At 41.4% G+C, this 24,281-nt stretch carries 31 protein-coding genes and 2 pseudogenes; 19 read left to right on the forward strand and 14 right to left on the reverse strand.

All coding sequences use genetic code 11. The features are described 5' to 3' along the window. Positions 1–210: 210 nt before the first annotated feature. The gene (locus MHH79_RS20915) at positions 211–360 is read right to left on the reverse strand and encodes a hypothetical protein (RefSeq protein WP_003226909.1); all 150 of its coding nucleotides are present in this window, start codon (positions 358–360) and stop codon (positions 211–213) included. 145 nt (positions 361–505) lie between these two features. Between MHH79_RS20915 and cotF the strand changes: the two genes are divergently transcribed. Further along, positions 506–988 (forward strand): spore coat protein CotF, encoded by a 483-nt coding sequence (cotF, locus tag MHH79_RS20920; protein ID WP_003243364.1) that lies wholly within the window; start codon positions 506–508, stop codon positions 986–988. A gap of 29 nt (positions 989–1,017) precedes the next feature. Here the strand turns inward: cotF and hypR are convergent, their stop codons facing one another. Beyond that, the gene (gene hypR, locus MHH79_RS20925; protein WP_014478546.1) at positions 1,018–1,395 is read right to left on the reverse strand and encodes a transcriptional regulator HypR; all 378 of its coding nucleotides are present in this window, start codon (positions 1,393–1,395) and stop codon (positions 1,018–1,020) included. Positions 1,396–1,600: 205 nt separating this feature from the next. Here hypR and MHH79_RS20930 point away from each other — a divergent pair, with 205 nt between their 5' ends. Next, positions 1,601–2,530 carry a manganese-dependent inorganic pyrophosphatase gene (locus tag MHH79_RS20930; protein ID WP_015385181.1) on the forward strand — a complete coding sequence of 310 codons (930 nt, stop codon included), beginning with the start codon at positions 1,601–1,603 and terminating at the stop codon, positions 2,528–2,530. 234 nt (positions 2,531–2,764) lie between these two features. Here the strand turns inward: MHH79_RS20930 and MHH79_RS20935 are convergent, their stop codons facing one another. Both MHH79_RS20935 and MHH79_RS20940 read right to left on the reverse strand, forming a co-directional pair. Beyond that, the gene (locus MHH79_RS20935; RefSeq protein ID WP_340034889.1) at positions 2,765–3,211 is read right to left on the reverse strand and encodes a DUF6376 family protein; all 447 of its coding nucleotides are present in this window, start codon (positions 3,209–3,211) and stop codon (positions 2,765–2,767) included. A gap of 11 nt (positions 3,212–3,222) precedes the next feature. Further along, positions 3,223–3,543: a hypothetical protein gene (locus tag MHH79_RS20940; protein ID WP_003226899.1), complete on the reverse strand. Its 321-nt coding sequence runs from the start codon at positions 3,541–3,543 to the stop codon at positions 3,223–3,225. A 100-nt stretch (positions 3,544–3,643) separates the two neighbouring features. Between MHH79_RS20940 and MHH79_RS20945 the strand changes: the two genes are divergently transcribed. Both MHH79_RS20945 and MHH79_RS20950 read left to right on the forward strand, forming a co-directional pair. Beyond that, entirely contained in the window at positions 3,644–4,954 is a 1,311-nt protein-coding gene (locus MHH79_RS20945) for an MFS transporter (RefSeq protein WP_014478548.1), read from the forward strand. 159 nt (positions 4,955–5,113) lie between these two features. Continuing rightward, positions 5,114–5,851, forward strand: coding sequence for a MerR family transcriptional regulator (locus MHH79_RS20950; RefSeq protein ID WP_340034890.1), 738 nt, complete (start codon positions 5,114–5,116; stop codon positions 5,849–5,851). A gap of 37 nt (positions 5,852–5,888) precedes the next feature. On the opposite strand, the gene MHH79_RS20955 is transcribed toward MHH79_RS20950, so the two are convergent. Then, complete coding sequence (locus MHH79_RS20955) at positions 5,889–6,677, reverse strand: hypothetical protein (protein WP_327830175.1); 789 nt, start codon at positions 6,675–6,677, stop codon at positions 5,889–5,891. A gap of 67 nt (positions 6,678–6,744) precedes the next feature. Continuing rightward, positions 6,745–7,134, reverse strand: a complete 390-nt coding sequence (locus MHH79_RS20960) for a nuclear transport factor 2 family protein (RefSeq protein WP_063335909.1) — start codon at positions 7,132–7,134, stop codon at positions 6,745–6,747. Between the two features lie 145 nt (positions 7,135–7,279). On the opposite strand from MHH79_RS20960, the gene MHH79_RS20965 reads away from it, so the two are divergent. After that, entirely contained in the window at positions 7,280–8,119 is an 840-nt protein-coding gene (locus MHH79_RS20965) for a pentapeptide repeat-containing protein (RefSeq protein WP_047183499.1), read from the forward strand. Positions 8,120–8,152: 33 nt separating this feature from the next. On the opposite strand, the gene MHH79_RS20970 is transcribed toward MHH79_RS20965, so the two are convergent. Next, positions 8,153–9,367: an MFS transporter gene (locus tag MHH79_RS20970; RefSeq protein WP_181220366.1), complete on the reverse strand. Its 1,215-nt coding sequence runs from the start codon at positions 9,365–9,367 to the stop codon at positions 8,153–8,155. 186 nt (positions 9,368–9,553) lie between these two features. On the opposite strand from MHH79_RS20970, the gene MHH79_RS20975 reads away from it, so the two are divergent. The 3 genes from MHH79_RS20975 to MHH79_RS20985 all read left to right on the forward strand — a co-directional run bounded on the left by MHH79_RS20975 (position 9,554) and on the right by MHH79_RS20985 (position 11,451). Beyond that, on the forward strand, positions 9,554–10,432 hold the full coding sequence (locus MHH79_RS20975) for a LysR family transcriptional regulator (protein WP_340034891.1): 879 nt from the start codon (positions 9,554–9,556) through the stop codon (positions 10,430–10,432). Positions 10,433–10,445: 13 nt separating this feature from the next. Then, positions 10,446–10,889: a GNAT family N-acetyltransferase gene (locus MHH79_RS20980; RefSeq protein ID WP_251217852.1), complete on the forward strand. Its 444-nt coding sequence runs from the start codon at positions 10,446–10,448 to the stop codon at positions 10,887–10,889. An 82-nt stretch (positions 10,890–10,971) separates the two neighbouring features. Next, the gene (locus MHH79_RS20985; RefSeq protein WP_340034892.1) at positions 10,972–11,451 is read left to right on the forward strand and encodes a DUF2798 domain-containing protein; all 480 of its coding nucleotides are present in this window, start codon (positions 10,972–10,974) and stop codon (positions 11,449–11,451) included. A gap of 24 nt (positions 11,452–11,475) precedes the next feature. On the opposite strand, the gene MHH79_RS20990 is transcribed toward MHH79_RS20985, so the two are convergent. Beyond that, a complete protein-coding gene (locus MHH79_RS20990; RefSeq protein ID WP_047183504.1) occupies positions 11,476–12,363 on the reverse strand; it encodes a LysR family transcriptional regulator in 888 nt (295 codons plus the stop codon). A gap of 128 nt (positions 12,364–12,491) precedes the next feature. On the opposite strand from MHH79_RS20990, the gene MHH79_RS20995 reads away from it, so the two are divergent. The 6 genes from MHH79_RS20995 to MHH79_RS21020 all read left to right on the forward strand — a co-directional run bounded on the left by MHH79_RS20995 (position 12,492) and on the right by MHH79_RS21020 (position 17,191). Continuing rightward, entirely contained in the window at positions 12,492–13,070 is a 579-nt protein-coding gene (locus MHH79_RS20995) for a LysE family transporter (protein WP_015483972.1), read from the forward strand. Between the two features lie 352 nt (positions 13,071–13,422). Beyond that, entirely contained in the window at positions 13,423–14,079 is a 657-nt protein-coding gene (locus MHH79_RS21000; protein WP_100506045.1) for an RraA family protein, read from the forward strand. Positions 14,080–14,145: 66 nt separating this feature from the next. Beyond that, a complete protein-coding gene (locus MHH79_RS21005) occupies positions 14,146–14,787 on the forward strand; it encodes an RraA family protein (protein WP_100506078.1) in 642 nt (213 codons plus the stop codon). Between the two features lie 8 nt (positions 14,788–14,795). Next, positions 14,796–15,476, forward strand: a complete 681-nt coding sequence (locus MHH79_RS21010; RefSeq protein ID WP_100506079.1) for an RraA family protein — start codon at positions 14,796–14,798, stop codon at positions 15,474–15,476. A gap of 60 nt (positions 15,477–15,536) precedes the next feature. After that, positions 15,537–16,790, forward strand: a complete 1,254-nt coding sequence (locus MHH79_RS21015) for an aminotransferase class I/II-fold pyridoxal phosphate-dependent enzyme (protein ID WP_100506046.1) — start codon at positions 15,537–15,539, stop codon at positions 16,788–16,790. 23 nt (positions 16,791–16,813) lie between these two features. Continuing rightward, the gene (locus MHH79_RS21020) at positions 16,814–17,191 is read left to right on the forward strand and encodes a VOC family protein (protein WP_340034893.1); all 378 of its coding nucleotides are present in this window, start codon (positions 16,814–16,816) and stop codon (positions 17,189–17,191) included. A gap of 49 nt (positions 17,192–17,240) precedes the next feature. Here the strand turns inward: MHH79_RS21020 and MHH79_RS21025 are convergent, their stop codons facing one another. After that, positions 17,241–17,903: an MBL fold metallo-hydrolase gene (locus MHH79_RS21025; RefSeq protein WP_340034894.1), complete on the reverse strand. Its 663-nt coding sequence runs from the start codon at positions 17,901–17,903 to the stop codon at positions 17,241–17,243. A gap of 165 nt (positions 17,904–18,068) precedes the next feature. After that, positions 18,069–18,521, reverse strand: coding sequence for a MarR family transcriptional regulator (locus MHH79_RS21030; RefSeq protein ID WP_003226875.1), 453 nt, complete (start codon positions 18,519–18,521; stop codon positions 18,069–18,071). A 119-nt stretch (positions 18,522–18,640) separates the two neighbouring features. Between MHH79_RS21030 and MHH79_RS21035 the strand changes: the two genes are divergently transcribed. Further along, positions 18,641–19,081 (forward strand): GNAT family N-acetyltransferase, encoded by a 441-nt coding sequence (locus tag MHH79_RS21035; RefSeq protein WP_047183507.1) that lies wholly within the window; start codon positions 18,641–18,643, stop codon positions 19,079–19,081. Between the two features lies 1 nt (position 19,082). After that, a complete protein-coding gene (locus tag MHH79_RS21040) occupies positions 19,083–19,685 on the forward strand; it encodes a YitT family protein (RefSeq protein WP_309529939.1) in 603 nt (200 codons plus the stop codon). A gap of 66 nt (positions 19,686–19,751) precedes the next feature. Here the strand turns inward: MHH79_RS21040 and satA are convergent, their stop codons facing one another. Continuing rightward, positions 19,752–20,273, reverse strand: a complete 522-nt coding sequence (satA, locus tag MHH79_RS21045; RefSeq protein WP_251217857.1) for a streptothricin N-acetyltransferase SatA — start codon at positions 20,271–20,273, stop codon at positions 19,752–19,754. A gap of 414 nt (positions 20,274–20,687) precedes the next feature. Between satA and MHH79_RS21050 the strand changes: the two are divergent. The 3 genes and pseudogenes from MHH79_RS21050 to MHH79_RS21060 all read left to right on the forward strand — a co-directional run. Further along, a pseudogene (locus MHH79_RS21050) lies at positions 20,688–21,043 on the forward strand (MmcQ/YjbR family DNA-binding protein). A 159-nt stretch (positions 21,044–21,202) separates the two neighbouring features. Beyond that, positions 21,203–21,769, forward strand: coding sequence for a dihydrofolate reductase family protein (locus tag MHH79_RS21055; protein WP_015385202.1), 567 nt, complete (start codon positions 21,203–21,205; stop codon positions 21,767–21,769). 313 nt (positions 21,770–22,082) lie between these two features. Continuing rightward, positions 22,083–22,253: pseudogene (locus MHH79_RS21060) on the forward strand (DUF255 domain-containing protein); the annotation flags it as partial. Positions 22,254–22,324: 71 nt separating this feature from the next. Here MHH79_RS21060 and arsC read toward each other — a convergent pair. From arsC to MHH79_RS21075, 3 genes are read right to left on the reverse strand one after another with little or no spacing between them, the layout of a single operon-like run. Beyond that, positions 22,325–22,744, reverse strand: coding sequence for an arsenate reductase (thioredoxin) (arsC, locus tag MHH79_RS21065; RefSeq protein WP_340034895.1), 420 nt, complete (start codon positions 22,742–22,744; stop codon positions 22,325–22,327). Positions 22,745–22,755: 11 nt separating this feature from the next. After that, complete coding sequence (gene acr3, locus MHH79_RS21070; RefSeq protein ID WP_327845141.1) at positions 22,756–23,796, reverse strand: arsenite efflux transporter Acr3; 1,041 nt, start codon at positions 23,794–23,796, stop codon at positions 22,756–22,758. A gap of 20 nt (positions 23,797–23,816) precedes the next feature. Next, positions 23,817–24,257 carry an ArsI/CadI family heavy metal resistance metalloenzyme gene (locus MHH79_RS21075; RefSeq protein ID WP_015385206.1) on the reverse strand — a complete coding sequence of 147 codons (441 nt, stop codon included), beginning with the start codon at positions 24,255–24,257 and terminating at the stop codon, positions 23,817–23,819. Between the last annotated feature and the right edge of the window lie 24 nt (positions 24,258–24,281).

The raw sequence follows: 24,281 nt of genomic DNA on the forward strand, positions 1-24,281 counted from the left end.
TCATCCTGAACATACGAATAGAAAAGAGCAGCATAAACGACTGCTCTTTTTCATCGCTGCAACATACTTTGCACCGAATGTTTTTATATCATCTCTAAATTTTACTTTTATATTTTAACATAAGTCCAAATCGCAAGTAAAATGACGCTAATGTTTCATGTGAAACATAAAAAATGAAAAGACATTCTTTGAAAAGAATGCCCATCACAATTAATGTTTATCATCCATAAAGCCAGAAGATTCCTTGTTTTTCTTTTTCGTTTTTCTGACATACATAAAAATTAAGATCACCAGTAAAAGGGTTGTTGCTTGCAGAACGCCGCTGCTAAACAAGAAAAAGTTCTTTATCATGTCCCACATTGTGTTTCACCTCTTTGTGCATGTTCTCAACCCGTATCCTATATAAGGTGAATTTCCCTTTTTAAAAACTTCAAAACATCATGAACAACATTGAGCGTTGGGCATATGCTGATATGGAATCTGATCGATAAAGGAGAATTTTCACATGGATGAACGCAGAACATTGGCTTGGCATGAAACATTAGAAATGCACGAGCTGGTTGCTTTTCAATCAAACGGACTCATTAAACTGAAGAAAATGATAAGAGAAGTAAAAGACCCTCAGCTCAGACAGCTTTATAACGTGTCTATTCAGGGTGTTGAGCAAAATTTGAGAGAGCTTCTTCCGTTCTTTCCACAGGCTCCGCACAGAGAGGATGAGGAAGAAGAACGCGCAGATAACCCATTTTACAGCGGTGACCTGCTCGGTTTTGCCAAAACATCTGTCCGCAGCTATGCCATCGCAATTACAGAAACAGCAACACCTCAATTAAGAAACGTACTGGTCAAACAGCTGAATGCTGCCATCCAGCTGCACGCCCAAGTTTATCGATACATGTATCAGCATGGATATTATCCGTCTTACAACCTTTCTGAACTGTTGAAAAACGATGTCAGAAACGCCAACAGAGCCATTTCAATGAAATAAAACAAGCAGCAAAGGAGTTCCCTTTGCTGCTATTTTTGCTGATCCTTCAGTAAGCCGTTCGAACGATAAGATTCCAGCACGTCTCTGTTGGATTCTCCCCATTCTTTCATTTGCAAAACAATCGGTTCAAGCGTTCGCCCAAATTCCGTCAGAGAGTACTCAACCTTGGGCGGGACCTGTTGATAAACCTCACGATGCACGATGCCGTCCGCTTCCAGCTCCCTCAGCTGAAGAGTAAGCATTCTTTGAGTAATACTCGGGCAGATTCGCCGAAACTCATTAAACCGTTTCTTGCCATCTATCATGTGATAAAAAAGAATTCCTTTCCACTTTCCGCCAATGACATCTAGAGTAAATTCAACTGGACAGCCTTCTTTGTTCGGGTATATATTCTTTTTTCCACTCATTCTTGACCCTCCAATAGTACCTTTTTTGATACTACATTACATTTTGCAACTAAGCTACCCAGTATTTTACACACCTTTTCTCCTTAGCTCAAAGAAAATGCTTCTTATTCACATCAATTTTTAAGGGTTTGCATGATTACACCTGCAGCAAGACGTGTTAAACTATATAAAGATTACACTACTTAAAAAAAGGATAGGAGCTATCATGGAAAAGATACTTATTTTCGGACACCAAAACCCAGACACAGATACGATTTGTTCTGCGATTGCTTATGCTGATTTGAAAAACAAACTCGGCTTCAATGCTGAGCCTGTCCGCCTCGGACAAGTCAACGGCGAAACACAATACGCGCTTGACTATTTCAAACAAGAAAGCCCGCGCCTTGTTGAAACAGCTGCAAACGAAGTAAACGCCGTTATCCTGGTTGACCATAACGAACGCCAGCAAAGCATCAAAGACATTGAAGAGGTTCAGGTTTTAGAGGTTATCGACCATCACCGCATCGCTAACTTTGAAACAGCTGAGCCGCTTTACTATCGTGCTGAGCCTGTAGGCTGTACGGCTACCATCTTAAACAAAATGTACAAAGAGAATAACGTGAAAATCGAGAAAGAAATTGCCGGCCTTATGCTGTCTGCGATCATTTCTGATTCCCTGTTATTTAAATCTCCAACTTGCACGGACCAAGACGTAGCGGCAGCAAAAGAGCTTGCGGAAATCGCTGGCGTAGATGCTGAAGAATACGGCTTGAACATGCTGAAAGCAGGCGCTGATTTAAGCAAAAAAACAGTGGAAGAGCTCATTTCTCTTGATGCGAAAGAATTTACGCTCGGCAGCAAGAAAGTCGAAATCGCACAAGTAAACACAGTGGACATTGAAGATGTGAAAAAACGCCAAGCTGAATTAGAAGCTGTGATCTCAAAAGTTGTGGCTGAGAAGAATCTTGATCTGTTCCTTCTCGTTATCACAGATATCTTAGAAAATGATTCACTTGCTCTTGCAATCGGTAACGAAGCAGCGAAAGTGGAAAAAGCGTTCAACGTAACATTAGAAAACAACACAGCCCTCTTAAAAGGCGTTGTTTCCCGTAAAAAACAAGTCGTTCCTGTCTTAACAGACGCAATGGCTGAATAATAAAAATAGCATCCCGTCCTCGGGATGCTTCATATTACTGACAACATCCTAAAACGGTTTATAGTTTTAGGATGTTGTCATCTTTTCAGCGTGATTGAAAACCCTTGAAGTCTAGGAAGGACGAGCATCGGAGCACAGCGAATGTTGGAATTCGTGAGCACCGAAGCGCAGGCCTGACAACGAATGCGAGGGTTTGTCGACACGCTGATGCATCCCGCGTCGGGATGCTTTTTCTTATTCACCCAGCTTCTCAATTTGTCCCATCACATCAGTAATTTGCTTTGCGTTTTGGACCAGGTCTGACTGCTCCAATTCTTTAAGCGATACCTTGCCTTCCTCTGCTTGTTTCAACACATCTTCAGCGCTTTTCTGCAAGGTTTCGTTATGCTCCTGAATGGTTTGATGAATCTCCGCTGCGGCATCAGGCGGCGTTAATTCATTAAAATCAGCGGCAGCCTTCTGAATCGACTCAAGCTGCGCTTCAAGTTTTTCTTTCGCCTCGGTGTCATTTACAGCTTTCTCAGCTAATTTAGGCGCTTCCTCTGCAAATGTCTTCACCTTCTCCACATAACCCGCTGCTTCACTCGTATAGTTCAATCCGTCGTTCACCTGATCAAGCATGCCGCATCCGCCTGCACTCAAAAGTCCCACTCCGGCAAGTACTGTCAAAATGATCTTCATCTTCAGCCCCCTCATCGTTTCTTTTTCATTTTTTCTTTTAAGATCGGAATCAATTTCTCTTTCGCTAACGGCAGCCCTTTCCTCACCAATTCACGCTTCAGCCACTTTTTCAGCTTAGACATTCTGATGCTCCTCTCCCTTTTTGATAAAAATGAAAAAACTCCACCAATTTGGTGAAGTTCCTGAAACAAAAAGACCTTCACCAAATCAGATTTGGCAAAGGTCTCGCTAACAATGAGATTGCCAGCAAAGCCGAGGACACCTTGTCCCGTAATGACGACTTTACTGTGAAAGCTACTCCCCTTTGGAGTGTTCATTTTTATTACTTTCATTCTAAAGCACCGATCTGTTCCAGTCAAATTCCTGCCGTTTATATAAAAGCGCGCTGTGGTATTTAAAATTTGAATGGTTTTTCCATCAGGAGATCATGCTATGACAGAGGAGGTTTTCATCATGAGTCAAGAGCGCGTGAAACGGCCTGGGCATACCAGATGGTACATATCTTCGTTACTTAGCGGCATTATTATTCTTAATTATTTTGACCGAGTGGCCATCTCGGTAGCGGCCCCTGCGATACAAGATTCGTTTCACCTTACTGCAACTGAACTTGGCATCGTGTTTTCCATTTACACCTATTCCTATACACTGATGCAGCTGCCTGTCGGAAGTTTGCTGGACCGTTTTGGGGTCGCATGGGTCACGAGGGTTGGAATGACAATATGGAGCTTTTTAACGATCCTTCTTGCTTTTTTGCAAGGAAAATTGCTGTTGTATCTGTTCCGGTTTCTCATTGGGCTGACGAGCGCCTCTGCGTTCCCTGCTGCCTCTAAGGCAACCGCTCTCTGGTTTCCTCCAAGTGAGCGGGGATTGGCAAACTCACTGTTCGATTCGGCCGCCAAGTTTTCAAATGTAATCGGCGCGCCATTGGTCGCCTTTCTTGTCACAACATTTGACTGGCGTGTCGCTTTTTTGACGATTGGATGCATCAATGTGCTGTTTACGATCTTTTTCTGGCAGTATTATGAACAGCCTGAACGGCACAAACGTATTTCTAAAAGTGAACTAAACTATATTCAAAAACACAATGCCATTACAACAGAGCAAATCCCTTACAAAACGGGCCCGCTTTTAAAAAAGCTTTTCACCAATCGGAAAGTATGGGGCTTAATGATCGGATTTACAGGGTACGGGTATACATTCAACCTGCTGCTCACCTGGCTTCCGACTTTCTTTAAACATACATACGGTATGGATCTCATGTCGTCCGGTTTATTTACGGCAGTGCCGTGGCTGATCTCAACCATTTCCGGAATTGCCGTCGGCGGCTGGCTCGTCGATTATTTTATTAAGAAAGGCTATCCTAACACCAAGGTGTACCGAACCGTAATCATAGTCGGAATGAGCTTTGGCTTTTTCTTTTTAGGCTCCATTCTGACGAACAATATTACCGTAGCCATTATTTGCATTTCCATCGGACTCGCCGGAATTTCCGCAACCGCTCCGGTCGGCTGGTCCATCTCCGCAGAACTCGCGCCGATCGGTTCCGTATCCATGCTGAGCTCCATGGTGAATCTCGCAAACAACCTGTTCGGAGGCATTATTGCTGCGTCACTGACAGGGTATTTGTTTGATGTGACAGGCTCCTTTACGCTCAGCTTTCTGGTAGCTGGTTTTGTGCTGTTGCTGGGATTGGTTTTTTATGTGTTTGTACTAGGGGATGTAAAACGAATTAAACTGGAATGAAGAGTGCTTGCTGAAAAGCACTCTTTTCTTTGAATCCGCCAGGTGTTATTTTCTTTCTCCCACATTCACTAGGCTGTCTTCGGACGAAAACACCACCATTTTATCCTTGACTCCAACCAAAGGTAAGGCCTCATAGTGAAAGAAGAAAGGAGGAGTCGGATGGTGAAATTAACAGTAAAAGAACTATCCAATATTGCGAATGTCACAATTAAAACGCTTTATCATTACCACAAAATCGGCTTGCTAGCCCCAAAGGAAATAAGCGAAGCCGGATATCGGTACTATGGTGCTGACGAACTAAAAAGACTGCAGGAAATCCTTTTTTACAAAGAATTAGATATCCCTTTGTCAGAAATCAAAACATTACTAAATGAGGATGCTGAAAGAACAAGTACATTAGAAAAACAAAAAAAGCTGTTTGAAAAGAAAATTGAAAAGTATCAGCGTCTCATTCAAACAGTCAACACATCTTTAGAATACACGAGAAAAGGCGAAAACATGGATCACGAGGTAATGTTTAAAGGATTTGAAAGCGCTGAAGAATGGAAACAATCTTTAGCAGAACAAAATGGGTATTTAAAAGAGCGTTACGATTTTGAATTGGATACACATACAATCAATGTCGATGAAATGAACAAAATGGCAATAGAGGCTAAACATTTTCTTGATAGGATGGCTGATTTTTTAAGAAACGGTGTAACGTATCATGATCCTTCCGTGCAAGAGCATGTCATGAATCATCTTAAGTTCCTAAATCAGAACGGGCATCCGACAAGTAAAGAAGATTACGTAAAACAAACACGTTTTTTTATGCAAGATGATTTCCATAGAGGAATGTTAGAAGAGCAGCAAACCGGTTTATCTTATTATTTGGTTGTCGTTGCAGAACACCTGTAGTGTTTTGTCACCCTTTATAGGGTGACAGCCATCAGGATTACGAGACAGCACCGCCAACAATCGAAACATTCTGCCGGTCAACGGCAAAACGCCGTCCGTTCCATTTCAATACGGTTTGAACATATCCCAATGAGTCGGCGTTATACCTTCCCGCTATCCGCTGGTACGCCAATAATTCGTATACGCCGTCTCTGTCAAAATCAACCGGATACAAGCCCGATAAAGGATTCACCCATCCTTCTATCGGCATTTTTAACACACCTTGGCTGTTATAAATCTCATTCAAATATTCCCTGCCCTTGTAAGTAAGGTCGAGGATATACGTTTCGTTTTGCTGATGACTGATGACGCTCGCTTTATATTGATTTTGATACCTCACACTGTACTTTAATTCATCATTCAATACATCTGAATTGAAAATTCGCCGGAACTGCCTGTTTAGATAGGCAAACACATATGCATAAATAGCACCGCCGCTTCCCCCTGTGTCCATTACCACTGCCACATCCTCAATCTTGTCGCCTGTCATATCCCCCAGAAAAAGTGACGGATTGTATCCCATATTGTTTTGAAGCTGAATCCGCTGCTCCTGATGAGTTCTGCCATCACGGATCACCAATGTGATATTTCTCCATAACGGGCTGCCGGGCATTTGATTTCCAGTTAGAAAGACCTCGTCAATAACGCCGTCTCCCGTGACATCGCCGCGGGTAGATGCAATGATTGCACGTGAGGAGACAGGCTGCCGAAATACGTATGGATGTTGAACAAGTCCTCTGCCTTCATAAAACCAATAAGGAGCCATTCTGATGTCATATAAATTCAATTGTGTCACCTTCCCTAATCAGCTGAATGAATCATTATATGCAGGAATGGCACATCAAAGACATATCTTACACACCAATTAAATCCGTACCATATGAATTATCGATTGCACAAAGCCACTCGCCTTGCGCATTCTTCCTAAATACATAGGTCGCCCTTCTTTCCATTGCATACTCGGAATCCTTTTTATCCGAATCAAGCAGTGTCTGAGAAAGGACCAGTGCAGTGTCTCCTGCTTCCAAAATGATCATTTCCCCTTGTGTCGGGACAATATGATGATTGAAATAGTCCGCGATTGCCATAAACGCTTTTTTGATTTCTTCTTTACCTCGCGCGATCATGCCCGGCTTCACAACTAAAACGGCATCTTCCGAATAATAATTCATAAGTGTATCAAAATCTTCATTTTGGATTGCCAAATCACATGCAGAGATGATGTCTTTCAATTGCTGTTCCAAATGACTTCCCCCAATCATCATGATTGGATATATTATACATCGTTAGATCACTGAAACCGTGAAAACAAAATGAAAAGTATCCTTTTTTCCTATATAATCAAATAGATATATTTAACAAAGTACCCAAGTGAAGGGGTGGACATTATTGTCTGCGGAAGTAACGTTACATGACAATATACATCATGATTTAAGTGCGGATTGCCAGCACTGTTTTGGCCTGTGCTGTGTCGCCTTGCCTTATGCGAAGTCGGCAGATTTTGCTTTTGATAAAGACGGGGGCACGCCTTGCCGCAACTTACAATCAAACTATCAATGTTCTATACATAAAAATCTCAGAGAAAAAGGATTTCGAGGCTGCTCTGCATATGAATGCTTTGGCGCCGGCCAAAAAGTATCCCAAATCACTTATGAGGGAAAGGATTGGCGAAACAGCCCCGAAACGGCCAACCAGATGTTTGACGTTTTTCCTATCATGCAGCAGCTGCACGAAATGCTCTGGTATTTACATGAAGCTCTATCTATAGATATAGCCAAGCCGATTCATTCTGAACTGAGAACCAGTTTCGAAAAAATAGAAAGGCTCACCAGACTCAGCAAAGAGCGCTTGCTGACACTGCAGGTGGACGAGCATCGAGCTGAGGTCAATGAATGGCTGTTAAAAACGAGTGAACTGGTGCGTGCCCAAGCCCGCCATCCAAAACTCCCGAAAAAAGTCAGCCAGGGAAGTGTCCTGATCGGCGCGAAACTGAAAGGGCTTGATTTGCGAGGAGCAAACCTAAGAGGGGCACTGCTCATAGCCGCAGATCTGAGAAATGCCGATTTGAGAATGACAGACTTTATCGGTGCAGATATGAGAGACGCTGATCTCAGAGGCGCCGACCTGACCGGGAGCATCTTTCTGACACAGGCACAGGTGAACGCCGCCAACGGCGATTCGAACACAAAGCTGCCGCTGTCTTTACGAATCCCTGCCCATTGGAAATAAAAAAAGGACCCGCTAACGGTCCTTTTTTACTGATCAATTCAATCCTTTTTCGTTCCTTTTATCCGGCATTTTCACACTTCTTGCCAAGTATCCCGACAGCCATAACGCAACCAGCAGCATGAAGGTGATCATACCGACAACGCCCAGCCAGTGAAAAGCAGACCAGAATAGCCCTCCGATTGTTCCGAAAACACTTGAACCGGCGTAATAAAAGAACAAATACAGCGATGAAGCCTGTGCTTTGTTGTGAAGGGCTCTCCTGCCCACCCAGCTGCTGGCAACTGAATGCCCTCCGAAAAAACCGAATGTAAAGAGGGCAATTCCCAGAATTTTCACTGCCAGCATACTGTTTATCGTGAATAAAGCACCTGCAATGACGATGAAAATATTCATCACCAATATTTTCGGATAGCCATACCGATCAACCATTCTTCCAATGAAAGACGAGCTGAAAATGCCTACAATCATCACAATAAAGATCCAGCTGGAAAATGCTTTATTAAGCGAATACGGCGGGCCCAACAGCACGTACACAATGTAATTAAACAATGCAACATTGCTTCCGAGCAGTAAAAAACCAATGAGAAACAAGCTGAATAGTTTACGGTCCCTCAAGTGGCCGATCAGAGACATTCCCAATTTCCCGAGCTTCAATTTTCTTGGCGTAAAATGCCTGGATGGCGGCAAATTCATAAAAAATATAATACTAGCAATCAAACTAATGACACCAATTGACCCCATCGCCATATGCCAATTCAAGTACTCGCTCAGGAGCCCGGAAACGATCCTTCCGAAAACGGCGCCGATTGCGTTTCCGCTGATATACAGCCCCATCGCTGATCCAAGACTTCCGGGTTCAATTTCTTCTCCAAGATAAGCCATCGCAATCGACGGAAGGCCTGCGAGCGCAACGCCTTGAACGGTTCTCAATACGAGCAGTGTATGAAAGTTCGGACTGAAAGCCGATGCCAGACAGAGAACCGATGCGGCCAGCATGGAAATACCCATAATCGGCTTGCGCCCCCACACCTCGGATAATGAACCAAAGACAAGCATGCTCACAGCTAACAGCATTGTGGTAACAGATAAAGAAAGACTCGCCGCAGTAGGCGTCACATGAAATTCCCTCGTGAATTCCTCCATGAGCGGCTGTACGCAATATAGAATCGCAAATGTATTGAAACCCGCAGCGAAGAAAGCAAACGTAATTTTTCGAAAAACCGGTGTGCCTTTTTGAATGTATGTCATCGGGACTTTATCGGTCCCTCATCATGTTGTGGAGCACTGTAATTCATAAACAACCATCCTTTATTTCTTCCGATTTCAAACATCCTCGAGTCTGTTTATATTATTATCTTAGCACCGTTGATATATGTTGTATAATGCATATAAAATATCCTTTTCATGCTTATATGTAATAAGGAGGGATGATAATTGGAATGGGAACAACTTGAATATTTTCAAACACTCGCCCGGATGCAGCATGTGACGAAAGCTGCAAAAAGCCTCTCCATCACACAGCCTGCGCTTTCACGCTCTATCGCCAGGCTGGAAAATCATTTGGGTGTCCCGCTATTTGACAGGCAAGGACGATCCATTAGCTTAAATCAATACGGACACATTTTTTTGCGGCGGGTTCAGGCGATGATGAAAGAGTACACCGAAGGAAAAGAAGAAATCCAAGCTTTATTAAAGCCAGACCAAGGCGTAGTCTCTCTCGGTTTTTTGCATACATTAGGCACCACGCTCGTGCCCGATCTCATCGGCTCCTTTCAGCAGGAATACCCCAACATTGCCTTCCAGCTGAAGCAAAACCACTCTTATTGGCTGCTTGAACGATTAAAATCCGGGGATCTGGACCTCTGTCTCCTCGCTTCGATTAAGCCTGAAAATCCGATCCAATGGATCAAGCTGTGGAGTGAAGAACTCTTTGTATTTGTGCCAAATGATCACCCATTAGCCAGTCGCGAAAGCATTACCCTGAATGAGATTTCCGGGGAGCGTTTTATTTTATTGAAAAAGGGCTACGCGCTTCGGATGACGGTCGATGAGCTGTTTGAGAAGGCCAATATACAGCCGAACATTATGTTTGAAGGAGAAGAAGCAGCTACTGCCGCAGGTTTTGTGGCAGCCGGACTGGGCATATCTATTCTCCCAGACCTGAAAGGCTTAGATCAAAGCAAAATCACCAAAATCCGCGTCAGCTGGCCGGAATGTCAGCGTGTCATAGGAATTGCCTGGATAAAAGGCAGGTTTTTATCACCGGTTGCTGAGACCTTTAAACAATACGTCATCAGCCATTTTTCTGAGTAGGGAGGATTCAAACATGAATGTCAAAAAAATCACGTCAGAACAGGATTTACATACAGCGTTTGAAATCAGAAAGGCAGTATTTGTAGAGGAACAAGGCTGTCCCATTTCGGATGAATTCGATGAGTTCGATACACTCCACGGTGATTGCCAGCACATCCTGGCTTATCATCAGAATGTACCTGTTGGCACTGCACGTGTCCGTATCGTTGGCCACGCGGGGAAACTGGAACGAATCTGCATTCTGAAGCCTTACCGCAAATTCGGTCTGGGAAAAATAATCGTCGATGCATTAGAACGTATTGTGAAAGAACAAGGCATTTCTGCCTTCAAATTGCACGGCCAGACACAGGCGGCAGGCTTTTATGAAAAGCTAGGCTATCAGACTGCATCAGAAGAATTTATGTTGGATGGCATTCCGCATGTGCTGATGACAAAACAAGACGATTCTGCGCTATAGATTGTTCACAAATTTGTCACTTATGAGCATGAACAGTTCATTGGTATACTAATCACCGATTATGAAGAGAAGGAATGATTGTATGCCAGCAAATAAAAAAGAGAGTCTTATATTTGGCGTGATGATGTGTTTTGGAATGGTCTGCGTCATGTCGATTTACAATGCCATCATCAACGGAGCCATTCAGGATTTTTCACTGATGACCGTTTTTGAAATGGTCATCGGTTTTATGGTCGCCCTCCTGTTCGATTTACTGTTAGTGGGCCACCTCTCCAAGAAGATTGCATTCCGTATGCCGTTCGACAAGACTAAAAAAATTCATGTCATCCTTGCCATGTCAACTTGTATGGTGATTGGCATGGTACTTTGTATGTCTGTGTTCGGTTTAGTGACAGCGGTTCTAGCAAATGGGCTGAACGGGGACAGCCTCTTCAGTGCTTATCTTATGATTGTGTTGAAAAATTTCATCCTGGCCTATCCATTGCAATTACTGATTATGGGCCCATTAGTCAGAGGGATTTTCATGAAATTTGTAAAACCAAAGCTCACAGCCGTAATTTAAATAGAATAGGAGTGAGCCTGACACTCACTCCTTTTGCTCATGAATCGAATGTAAAACAAGCTCCGCAAAAGCCTCTGCGGCAGGCAGCTGCCATTTTTTCTTTTTGAGTAACATATGAGAGTAAAGCGGATCAAGGGTTTCAGCATGATGAAGGATTTTCAGCTTGCCCGCCTCCACTTCTTCTTTCACTGTGATATAAGGCAAAACGGAAAATCCAAGCCCGCTCATGACCGTTTGTTTGATTGCTTCGATACTCCACAGCTCCATCGTTTGAAAACCGCTGATGTCATGCTTCACAAGGTATCGTTCAAACATCGACCGGTAACTGCAGCCCTCTTCATTTGTGATAAAGAAATGGCTGTTGTTTTCCTGTTTGTAATCATCAAAATGATCCGGTCCATCCATACTGCCCACAAGGACTATCTCCTCCTCGGTTAATGTGTAATGAACACACTTTTCAATATTGATCTCCGGATAGACCATTAACGCGACATCGACCCGTCCGCTTAACAAATCCACCTGATTTTGTCCGCATGTGCCGTTGCTTAAGATGATTTTGACATGAGGATATTTCAGTGAAAATTCCCTTATGATCGGTCCAAGTCTGGAAATGGTTAACGACTCAGGTGCCGCTACTTTCAACACACCCTTAACTTCGTGAACGTTTTGCATATTCTTGATTTGTTCATGGGTTGATAGTAAATCCTCGGCTAAAGGTATCAATTCCCTTCCTAAAACAGTCAGTCTTAAACGCCTTTTCTCGTACGTGAATAATGCCCCGCCGATCTCCTGCTCCAGCGCTTGGACGTGAGTGGTGATCGTGGATTGCGTATAGCCTAGCTTCGCCGCGGCGTCTGTATAGCTCCCCTTTTCTACGATGGTCTGAAACGTGATAAGATGTCTGATCTCCATACAATTTCTCCTTTTATGATCTATTGAAAAAAATGATAATGACTTTTTATATTTCAATTTTATTAATAGATATCATTATCATACAATAAAAACTGCCCCGTACGACATTAGTAAATGAAGGTGATTTTATGAGTATAATAGCTTTTCTTTCGTATGTGATTTTGACATCCATTACGCCTGGCCCGAGCAACATCTTAATGATGAATGAAGCGCGGCAGTTTGGCTTTATAGGGTCATGGCGTTTCAATAGCGGCATTTTGGCAGGTTTTGCAGTCCTTGGGATTCTCAGCGGTGTATTTACGATAGGACTATACAATTGGATTCCGGTTGCAGAACCATACTTCAAAATAGCAGGTGCAGTCTATCTGCTTTATTTGGCATGGCAGGTCGGCATGTCCAAAAAAGCAAAGAAGGATTCTGAAGATGTGCATTCTTCTTTTCTATCAGGTTTTATTTTTCAAATAATCAATGTCAAAAGCATTCTGTTCTTCTTAACATTGATGAGTGCTTTTATCCTTCCGTTTCAGCATTCAATGACATCGGTCATTCTTTATCTCACATTAGCCATCATTCTCGGCTGGCTGGCGCTGCTGCTATGGTCAGGATTCGGCTCTGTGTTCAAAAAACTCTTTGACAAATACGATAAAGCATTTCGCACTATTATGTGTTTGCTGCTTGTTTACTCTGCCGTCAGTATTTATTTGTAAACATTCAAAAAAGAATAGATGTAAATCTCACGTCATATGATGAAAAAATTTCTAAATCTCTTGAACAGCCAAATTGAGAGATTCAGAAGAATTGCAGCCGACGAACCAACCCGTTTAACACATTCAAAAAAAGAGCATCTGGACATCATTCATTTTTTGAAAAAAAGAGACTTACAAGCTTGTGAAGAAAGCCTTAAAACGCACCTAATCAATGTGAAAAACAGCACGTTAGAACAAGCCAAATTATTTGCTGTACAACTGTAAACGTTATTTTTTTTCAAGATGCTTTGATATGTTGTCAAAGCACCTTGTCTTTAAAATAAATCATCAAATAGAATTGGAGGCTAGCAGCATGAACAAATCATACCGAGAAAGGCTGGAAAAACTATCGACAACGAATGTATCAGATGCACTGGACGCACTGGGATTAAAAGGGGCAACCTACGGGATTACCCCCACATGGGAGGGCTGCAAGAAAATTATTGGTGAAGCAGTTACAGTGAAGATCGTCCCTGCAGGTGTAACGAAAAGCCCTCATCACTTAGGCGTAAATGCGATCGAAGCTGCTCAGGAGGGAGATATTATCTTGATTGACAATGGCGGACGATTAGATGTCTCTTGCTGGGGCGGCATTTTAGCAAATGGAGCTAAAGCAAACGGAATATCAGGAGTCGTCATCGATGGTGCCTGCCGTGATGTGGATGATTATGCAGAGGCTGATTTTAGTGTATATGCCAGAGGGGCAGTTGTAGCAACAGCGCGAGGCCGAATAACGGAAGAAGCCACCAATGTAATAGTTCAGTTTGGAGGCGTGCAAGTCCGTCCTAAAGATATCGTGATCGGTGACAGAAGCGGTGTTGTCATCATTCCTCAGGAAAAAACAGATGATGTCCTCAAAAAAGCAGAGGCATTACTCCAAAAAGAAGAAGCTATGATACAAGAAATCCGAAACGGCGCGTCAATGCTGGAGGTAGACACAAAATATCATTATGAAAAAATGATTGAATGACTCCCCCTTAATTGTCGACAATTTGTATACAATACGAGACTGAGAGGAGAGAGATTGGTGGAAAACATGGTTGATCGATTTAAGAAACTGGGTACATCAACAATTTCTGATGCACTCGATAAATTAGACATACCGGGGCAATGCTTTGGCATGCGTTCTCATTCTCTTCAATGGAATATCGCCGGGCGGGCTTTTACAGTGAGATATGGCCCTGTCGATGTGCAAAAAGGAACGGTCGGAGACTTTATTGATGATGTAAAACCAGGAGATATTATTGTCATCGATAACCAAGGCCGGCTTGATTGCACAGTATGGGGAGACATCATGACCGGCGTTGCCAAAAGAAAAGGGATTGCCGGAACAGTCATTGACGGGGCCTGCCGTGACACAAACCGTATTCTTGAATTAGATTATCCTGTTTTCAGTGCCGGCCGTTATATGAGAACTGGTAAAGATCGCGTACAGGTGGATGCTGTCGGTGAAGCCATTTCAATTGCCGATGTCCGTGTTCGTCATGGTGATATTGTGGCAGCAGATGCAGACGGTGTTGTCGTGATACCCAAGGAATATGAGAAAGAAGTCTTGGCAGTTGCAGACAAAATTGAAGCTGCGGAAAAGCAAATTCGAGAAGCAGCTGAAAAAGGAATGAGCTTGAAAGAAGCGCGTGACCGCTTTCATTATCATCATTTGCAAACAAAGGGAGAGTGAAAGAAAACATGGAGAATGTCGGATTTAGAATTTATCGTCATGTTCAACGCCCACCCAAAAGCTTAGTCAATGCCTTTCGCGACCTTCCTGCAGCAAACATTGCCGACAATATGAATCGCACATGCTGTATCGGCCGTTACATTAAACCCTATAACTCCGCTCTTCTTGCCGGTACTGCTTTTACAGTCAAGACCCGCCCCGGTGATAATTTACTGCTTAACAAAGCCATTGACATGGCCTCCCCCGGTGATGTGATTGTCGTTGATGGCAAAAGCGATACTCATAATGCCTTAATTGGAGAACTGATGGTGACGTGGGCTGACGAAAGAGGAATTGCAGGTTTTGTCATTGATGGAGCCATTCGTGACGCTGCACAAATTCGCAAAATGAACATTCCGGTATATGCAGCAGGTGTAACGCCAGCTGGTCCATACAAAGACGGTCCGGGTGAAATCAACACTCCTGTTTCTTGCGGCGGCGTAACTGTGAAGCCTGGTGATATTGTAATTGGAGATCAAGACGGCATTGTTGTCATTCCTCCTGAAGATGCTCCGCAGCTCTTAGAAAAAACAAGGCAGACGGCAGCGAAAGAAGAAAAAATGATGACAGACATTAAAAACGGAATGTGGGATAGAGAATGGATCGATCAAACATTGCGCAATAAAGGCTGTGACATGTTAGATTCATAGATTTTTCAAGCAAGAACTAACGAATGGCAGATAAATATACAAAGGAGACGGTGAGGATCCATGGAATCGAGGGTAGCGGCCCATGCAAAAGGAAAAGTGTATGTTGATAAATTATTTGGTACAGGAATGGCTGCTAAACAAGCCATCATTCAATATGGAAAAGAAAACGTGATCGATGCTTCAATGGGAACCATTGCAGATGACGACGGAAACACCGTCTGTCTGCCTTCTGTAGAAGAACTATTTCGTAGCATGCCCATTCAAGACATGATCAGCTACAGCCCGGTAGCCGGATTGCCCAGCTTTTTGGAAGCAGCCGTGACACATACTTTCGGAGAATCCAGACCTGACTCCTATATACGGGCGGTTGCAAGCGCAGGCGGCGCCGGTGCCATTTCTAATGTAATTTGGAACTATTCAAATGCTGGTGAGACGATATTAACCCACGATTGGTACTGGACACCGTATGAAACCATCTGCAAAGAGACTGGGCGCCATTTAATGACCTTCTCTTTATTAGATGATGACATGAAATTTAATCTGACCTCATTCTCAGAAATGGTCAGCCATCTTCTCATCAAACAGGACTACCTCGTGATCATCTTAAATTCGCCAAATCACAACCCAACTGGATACAGTATATCAGATCATGAATGGGATGAGATCATAAAGCTTGTCATCTTAGAATCCGCAAACAAAAGTAGCAAAACAATCACATTTCTCATTGATATTGCCTATATCGACTTTACAAAGGACCCCGTAAACGCACGCACATTCATGAAAAAGTTTAGCAATCTCCCTTCCAACATCGTTATAGCCTTTGCTTTTAGCATGTCGAAAGGCTTTACTGTATACGGCCAGCGGACTGGAGCTTTAATTGGAGTATCCTCCAGCAAGAGTGTGGCTGAAGAATTTGAAAACGCTGTATTGGTCACCAGCCGCTCCAGGTGGTCAAATGTCAATCGAGGCTGTATGACTTTGCTTTCTGCGATTTATAACGATAAAATGCTGCTAAACAAGGTGAACACTGAACGTGAAGCATATCAAACATTAATTGCGAAACGGGCTGAAGTGTTCATCAATGAAGCCCATCAAATTGGACTAAGCATACTGCCTTACCATTCTGGCTTTTTCATTACCATCCCTTGCAGCCATCCTGATGAAGCCAGCGAGATGTTAGCTGCTCAGAACATCTTTACAGCCCCGCTTTCAAAGGGCATACGAATCGCGGCATGTTCTGTTCCGTTCGCCCAAATGCACGGTCTTGCAGCTAAAATCAAACACGCTATCTCAATATCAGATGCTGTAAAGTAAAATTTCCGCAGGAGGGAATGCTCGTGATCAAACGAATTGATCATCTGGTGTTGACTGTACAAAACCTTCAAGAAACGATCGACTTTTATACATCTGTTTTGGGAATGGAAGAAGAAACATTTGGCGCAGGCAGAAAAGTCTTGTATTTTGGCAATCAAAAAATCAACTTGCATGAGGCCGGTCATGAATTCGAACCTAAAGCCAAGCACCCGCTCCCGGGATCTGGCGATTTATGTATGATCACGGATGAACCCATCAATAAAGTGATGGAGCATCTCAAGAAAACAAACGTCAATGTCGAGGAAGGCCCAATAAAAAGAACCGGTGCACTCGGCCCGATTCTATCTGTTTATATAAGAGACCCCGATCAGAACCTCATTGAGATTTCGGAGTATATTTAAATCCCCTCTAAACATACCAATTCATTTGGTATGTTTTTTCTTACTTCCATTAATCCCTATACCTTACCACATAGTTTTTATACAATTCTTCGTTATAAAGAATTTCTTCGCCATGTGAAGAGCAAATGAGCGTTGGTTTGATTTGATCTATGATTGAGCCGCTATCAATGTTCTCATTTATATCAACACTGAATCTTCTTATAGGTGGGTGTAAATCCTCCTTACTTGTGATAAAAAGGTCACCCGTTAAAAGAGTACGATCGATTTTATGATAATACACGACATGACCCGGAGAATGGCCAGGTGTTAAATAGTATTTCAGAGGCAGGTGAGCAAGCGTTTGCTCCGTCAGCGGCTGGACAACATGGGCTATCCCTGTGTTCTCCACTTCATTTTTGTTCGGATATGGCTCTTCCCCATTGATGTACTTTAGTTCTTTCTGGTGCGCAAAAATCGGAATATCAAATCTCTCTAACCATTTTGATGCACCTCCGATATGATCACTGTGGCCATGAGTAAGCAAGATGGCTTTTGGATCGCCGAACGCGAGTGCTGCCCTAATTTGAGCATCAGCAAAACGTTCTATTCCCGTATCAACAATATAAACATCATCACCATCTTTGATAAACCAAGTATGAACCGGAATACGGAGAGGCACATCAAGCTCAAATTCACATTGAAAGACATGTTCTGATAGCTGTCTCAAGTTCATCAAAACCACTCCCTTTGGAGATTTTTTGATAGTTTTTAAAGAAAACAGAAGTGAACGGACCAGGCAGATTATCTTGAAAATGGCCCCACACTCCAGCAGACTGGTATTCTTGAGGAGGAGACGCCGATTTTCGCCAGCATCAGCTCGACTTGTTAACATTGTCCATTAATAATCCCTTTTGTTCCCCTTCTTGACATATTCCCAATCACGTTCTATATTCTTCCTCACTCTATGAAGGAGTGCAGAAATGGTTTCCTTTTCCTCTGAAGTAAAACCGGACAAGGCCACTTCCGTGGAATGTTCTCCTTCTCTTCTTAACAATGGATATACCTTTTTTCCTTTCTCAGTCGGGAACAGTTTTTTTATTTTTTTATTTTGCTCATCCGGCAGTTTTTGAATAAATCCCTGCATTTCCAGCTTCTTAATGGCCCGCGCGGCCGTTGTCCGGTCCACTTTTATCATTTCCGCCAATTTTTCTTGAATAATTCCCGGATTTTCGTATATACGTACGAGATAGAGATACTGCCCTCTTGTTAAGTCCAAATCTTTAAATTCGATGTTGCTTATGGAATCCAACGCTCTTGCTATCATGCCGATCTCACGCAAAATATCATTCATTCCTAAAACCCCTCACGTATTTTTGTTGCAATTACAACAAAAATGTTTTACCCTTACTATTATAAGACCACATGCATGCTGTACAGTCCAGACTAATATCAGAAAAGGATTGATTCATAATGAATATAAAAAGAATAACAACTGAAGCTGATTTACATGAAGCTTTGAATATTAGAAAGACGGTTTTCATTGAGGAGCAACATGTATCTGAATCCGAAGAGTTCGATGAATTTGATACGCTCCAGGAACAATGCCAGCATGTCTTGGTATATTATGAGAATCAGCCTGTCGGCACGGGCCGTGTGCGCATCGTTGACCATACAGCAAAGCTGGAAAGAATCTGCATCCTAAAACCTTACCGTAAGTACGGATTGGGGAAAGTCATCGTAAACGGGTTAGAAGAAATCATAAAAGAAAAAGGACTGACTGCATGTAAGCTGCATGGTCAAACACAAGCAACAGGCTTTTATAAAAAACTGGGCTACCAGATTTCTTCACAGGAATTTATGGAAGACGGCATCCCTCACGTCCTGATGACAAAAGAAATATCGCGGATTTAACATGAAATATTTTTTTTACGGATTAGGCATACTCATATTAAGTTTGGGCATTTCCTTAACCATACAATCAGGACTGGGCACATCACCCTTCGATGCCCTTTTGGTTGGTCTGTCAAAAGAAGTCGGACTTACCGTAGGAAGCTGGGAGGTCCTTATTTCTGTGATCCTCTTAATCTGCAACGCTATATTAACGAGAAAAAAACCTCTTTTGCTGGGCTTGATTACAGCATTCATTACTGGAATAGGCATTGACCTATGGTTGTTTGTTGTAAAAAACACCATCTATCTAAACGCGTTGTTAAGCAAACTGATTTGTTTCGGAATTGGTTTGGTGCTCATCGGTCTTGGAACAGCCATCTATCTTCAGACGAAATTCGCATCAACACCCATCGATCATTTAACACTTATTATCCGAGATCTCTCCAAAAGAACAATTTTGTTTTCAAGAACATTGGTATACGCTCTTTTCTTAGTATTAGCCATCATCTTTAAAGGCCCTATCGGCATCGGAACCCTATTAACCGTCTGTTTGGGAGGAATGATCCTTCACGTTTTTATGCCTATTGTGGAAAGACACTTCTTATCAAAGAAAAGAAGGGGTTAAAAAACCTCTTCTTTGAAAAACAAAACGCAAAACAAGCTTCGTTTCGTTCGATAATTTTATGATAAATTAAAATTTATAGTACCAAAAAATCGCAATTTCATTTGCTGTTGGAAGGTTGGAATAAAGCATCGTATCAACCGCACCTATTATAAAGTGATGTTTGGCATAAAAACGACAAGCTGAGACATTAATATCTTGTGTTTCAAGCATAAGACCACAAAAGCGATTCTCCTTTGCCCACTCAATCGCTTTATGTAATAATGCTGTTCCAACACCTTTCTTTCTATAGTCTTTTGCAACAGCAATGTCCTCTATTAATGCATACCCATTCCAGTTAGAACGAATCTTAATCCGGCCGATGCAGTTGCTTTCACCATAATATAAAAAAACAACTTTCCCTTCATCTTCCATATAACTAACATCCATTTCATCATCTTCATATTGTTTAAAATAAGGTTTAGAAAATCGTTCCACAGTATATGTCCAAACACCGTTTTCAAAAGCAGGTATCATTCTCCCTAAAACAACGAAAGGTTCGTTTGGTTTATTGAAATCTTTCATATTCAATTGAGTCATTTTAATGATCAAATCAATCTCCGCCAATCGAGACAATATTTAGTAAACTCGTTTCGATACTATTCAATAACAGCTTCCAAAAGTGCACTCTTTAAGAGAACAGCAATAGATAAGACATCCATTACCTTATATATAAATTTCACTATCGTAATGAAGTATTTCATCAAAGGATTGTGGTACAGTAAAAAAGAATAGAAACAAGAGCAAAGAAGATGATCCCATGCCCACTAACAATAAACTCAATGAGAAATATCATCCTTCATTCAACTCGCCCACACCCCTGTTGAATAGTACCCATGGAGAGAGGAAGCTTTGACACAGCTTCTGCCATTGGTGACATCTCTATTGAAGTATCCAAAGGACAACCAAAGATCGCTCTTTGGTTTTTCCTAGAAGAAATTAGAGTGAATAAAGGAGTGGTTGAGTATGTTGACAAGAGAAGATATCTTTAAACACGTCAAAAAAAATACGGTACATCGCCTGATTATCCGTGGGGGAAATACCCAAACTATGCTTCTTTGAGACATACATCAAACAAAAAATGGTACGGTCTTATCATGAATGTTCTCCCAGAAAAATTAGGCTTGGAAGGACATGGCGAAATAGATATTCTGAATTTAAAATGCCCCCCTGACATAAGTGATGGCTTAAGAAATGGGGAAAATATCTTACCCGGATATCATATGGATAAGGAACATTGGATTTCAATTGTTTTAGAACGGACAGATCCAGAAAGCGAAATCTATAACTTAATCGAACAGAGCTTTCATTTAACCAAGTGAAGATAAAGAGTGTTCCTGCTAATCGAGCTGCAAAGAGTAGTGGGCACTTTCATTTTAGGATATTGTTCTTCACTCTGTCCACAAACGCAACTTAATCCATCTGGTGTGTGAGTGGAAGAAGAATTTCTACCAACTTCTTATGTAAAAGGATGAATAGTTATGACAAATAACTTAAAACAGAGAAGAATAATTTTAGATTTAGCAGTTACTCTAGATGGTTTTATTGAAGGGAAAAATGGAGAAGTTGATTGGTGTATTATGGACCCTGATATGGGGTTTACTGATTTCTTAAATCAAATTGATACTATTTTATATGGTAGAAAAAGCTACGATTTATGGGGACAGTATATCCCCAAAAAAGAAGACCCTGATACGGAAAAGGAAATTTGGAAATTAATTCATAGTAAAAAGAAATATGTTTTTTCCAGAACACAACATGAGATTGATAATCAAGCAATATTTATAAATGATAATATTCTTGAAGAAGTAAATAAATTAAAGAAAAAGCCTGGTAAAGACATCTGGCTATATGGTGGAGCGAGTCTCATAACAACTTTTATAAATTTGGGGCTTGTTGATGAATTTAGATTATCTATTCACCCTGTTGTTTTGGGAGAAGGAAAACCGTTGTTTATTGATTTAAAACAGAGGTTAAATTTAAAAATGCTGAATACAAGAACATTTTCCTCTGGCGTTGTGCAAATCGTTTATCATTGGAATGGCTAAAAAATCTTTCAGTCCAAAGTATATATTGTTAGGTAACACTCGACAGTAATTTTTCTTATGAACTAAAGGGGCGTCCATAAATAATGGGTTCCCCCTAATACTATGGAATTATCAACATCAAATTTAACAGAGCTAAAAAAATATCCATTCTCCTGTAATAAAACTGAAAAGGACGGTGTCTTCCTTCATTAACATAATTAAACATTATATTATTTTCCTTCTCCCTCTTTTAAGTAAATCGGCTAAGCTTTGTATTTATTTATAATTATTGTGGTACCTAAATGTAATTAAAACAAATGAAAGAAGGTGATCCATGCCCACTAACAGTAAACCCAATAGATTAATCGCTGAGAAGTCACCATATCTCCTTCAACATGCTCACAACCCTGTGGATTGATTCCCGTGGGGAGAAGAAGCCTTCGAAAAAGCAAAACGCGAAAACAAGCCGGTTCTGGTCAGCATCGGTTATTCGACTTGCCATTGGTGTCAAGTTCGTATAGCTACACATTAATAAAAAAAGGACACATATAAATATGCATCCTTTAACAAAAGAGTTTATTTCCCTGTTTCTGCAAATTCCTTCAACCTATCCCCTATTTCATCACGAACCCTTTGGAAAAACGCCCATTTTTCTTCTTCTGTCCCTTGTGCTTTTGCTGGATCATCAAACCCCCAATGCTCACGTTTTACATGTGGAGGCGTGATCGGGCATTTATCAGCAGCATCACCACAAAGCGTAACAACTAAATCAGCATTGTTCAGAATATCAGAGTCGATGATATCTGACGTTTGATTAGAGATATCTATACCAACTTCTTTCATCGCTTTAACAGCATTCGGATTTAATCCATGTGCCTCTATCCCCGCGCTATATACTTTCCACTCATCACCTAAATATTGTTTAGCCCATGCTTCAGCCATTTGGCTTCGGCAAGAGTTCCCTGTACATAAAAAGTAAATAATTTTATTCTCCATATATTCCACCTCTACATCGAGTGACTTCGAAAGTATTTTCGTTGAAACCATAAAGCAACCTTAACAAGTGCTATCATGACCGGCACTTCTACAAGCGGACCAATTACGGCGGCAAATGCTGCACCCGAATGAATTCCAAACACACCAACAGCTACAGCAATCGCTAATTCAAAGTTATTGCTTCCTGCTGTAAAAGCTAAAGTAGTGGTTACAGCGTAGTTTGCCCCGATTTTCTTTCCTAAAAAGAAGGAAACAAAGAACATTAAAACAAAGTAAATCAATAATGGAATCGCAACTCGAACAACATCTAACGGCAAGCTAACAATTACATCACCTTTTAAGGAAAACATGATGATAATTGTAAATAGCAAAGCAATTAACGTAATTGGACTAATTTTAGGAATGAACACTTTTTCATACCATTCTTTCCCCTTCACTTTTACAAAAATATAACGTGTCACCATTCCTGCAATAAAAGGAACTCCAAGGTAAATGAATACTGATTTTGCGACTTCTGCCATCGTAATATTCACTACTGCTCCTTCCATCCCTAACCATTGCGGAATAACTGTTACAAAAATGTAAGCATAAACTGAGAAAAAAAGCATTTGGAAAATTGAGTTGAAAGCAACTAATCCTGCCGCGTATTCTGTATCACCTTTTGATAAGTCATTCCACACAATAACCATCGCAATACAGCGAGCCAATCCAATCATAATAAGTCCAATCATATACTCCGGTTTATCTGGCAAAAAGATGATAGCCAAAATAAACATGAGAGTCGGACCAATGATCCAGTTTTGCACTAAAGACAAAATTAATACTTTAATATCTTTAAATACCCGGCCGATTTCTTCATAGCGAACCTTTGCTAGTGGAGGATACATCATTAATATTAATCCAATTGCTAAAGGGATAGATGTAGTTCCAACTTGTAATTTGTTTAATCCGTCAACAAAGCCCGGAAATATAAAACCTAATCCTATCCCCAATGCCATCGCAAGAAAAATCCAGATGGTTAAATAACGGTCTAAAAATGATAAACGTTTCATTACTTATCCTCACCTTTTTATTAACAGCAAGAGTTCGTTTTACTATCGCTTGGAGGTGTTACACAACAAGAGGAGGAATCTTGTTTTTGAATCTCGCTGTTCGATTTGGTATAGAAAAACTCCCACTCGTTTCCATCTGGATCAGTAATCCAAAATTTATCTTGGACTGCATAACAACAAGTCGTATCCATTTCTTCACGTGCAAAAAAACCTTCTTTTTCAAGCCTTTCCTTGTGTTTCAAAACTTCTTCCAAACTATCTACTTGGAATCCAAAATGATTCACTTGATTTCCCTTCACCTCATCTACGACATTTAAAGTGAAGTTCAGTCCAGGAGTCTCTAATAAAAACTTTGCATAGTCTGTTTTTACTTTTACAGCCTTTACTCCAAAAACTTTTTCATAAAAATTGATCGATTTCTCCAAACTGACAACATTTATCCCTACATGAACGTATTTCATTTTAATTCCCCCTCTTATATATTA

The organism is Bacillus sp. FSL K6-0993 (genome assembly GCF_037977205.1).
In the GTDB taxonomy this organism is placed as follows: Bacteria; Bacillota; Bacilli; order Bacillales; family Bacillaceae; genus Bacillus; species Bacillus subtilis.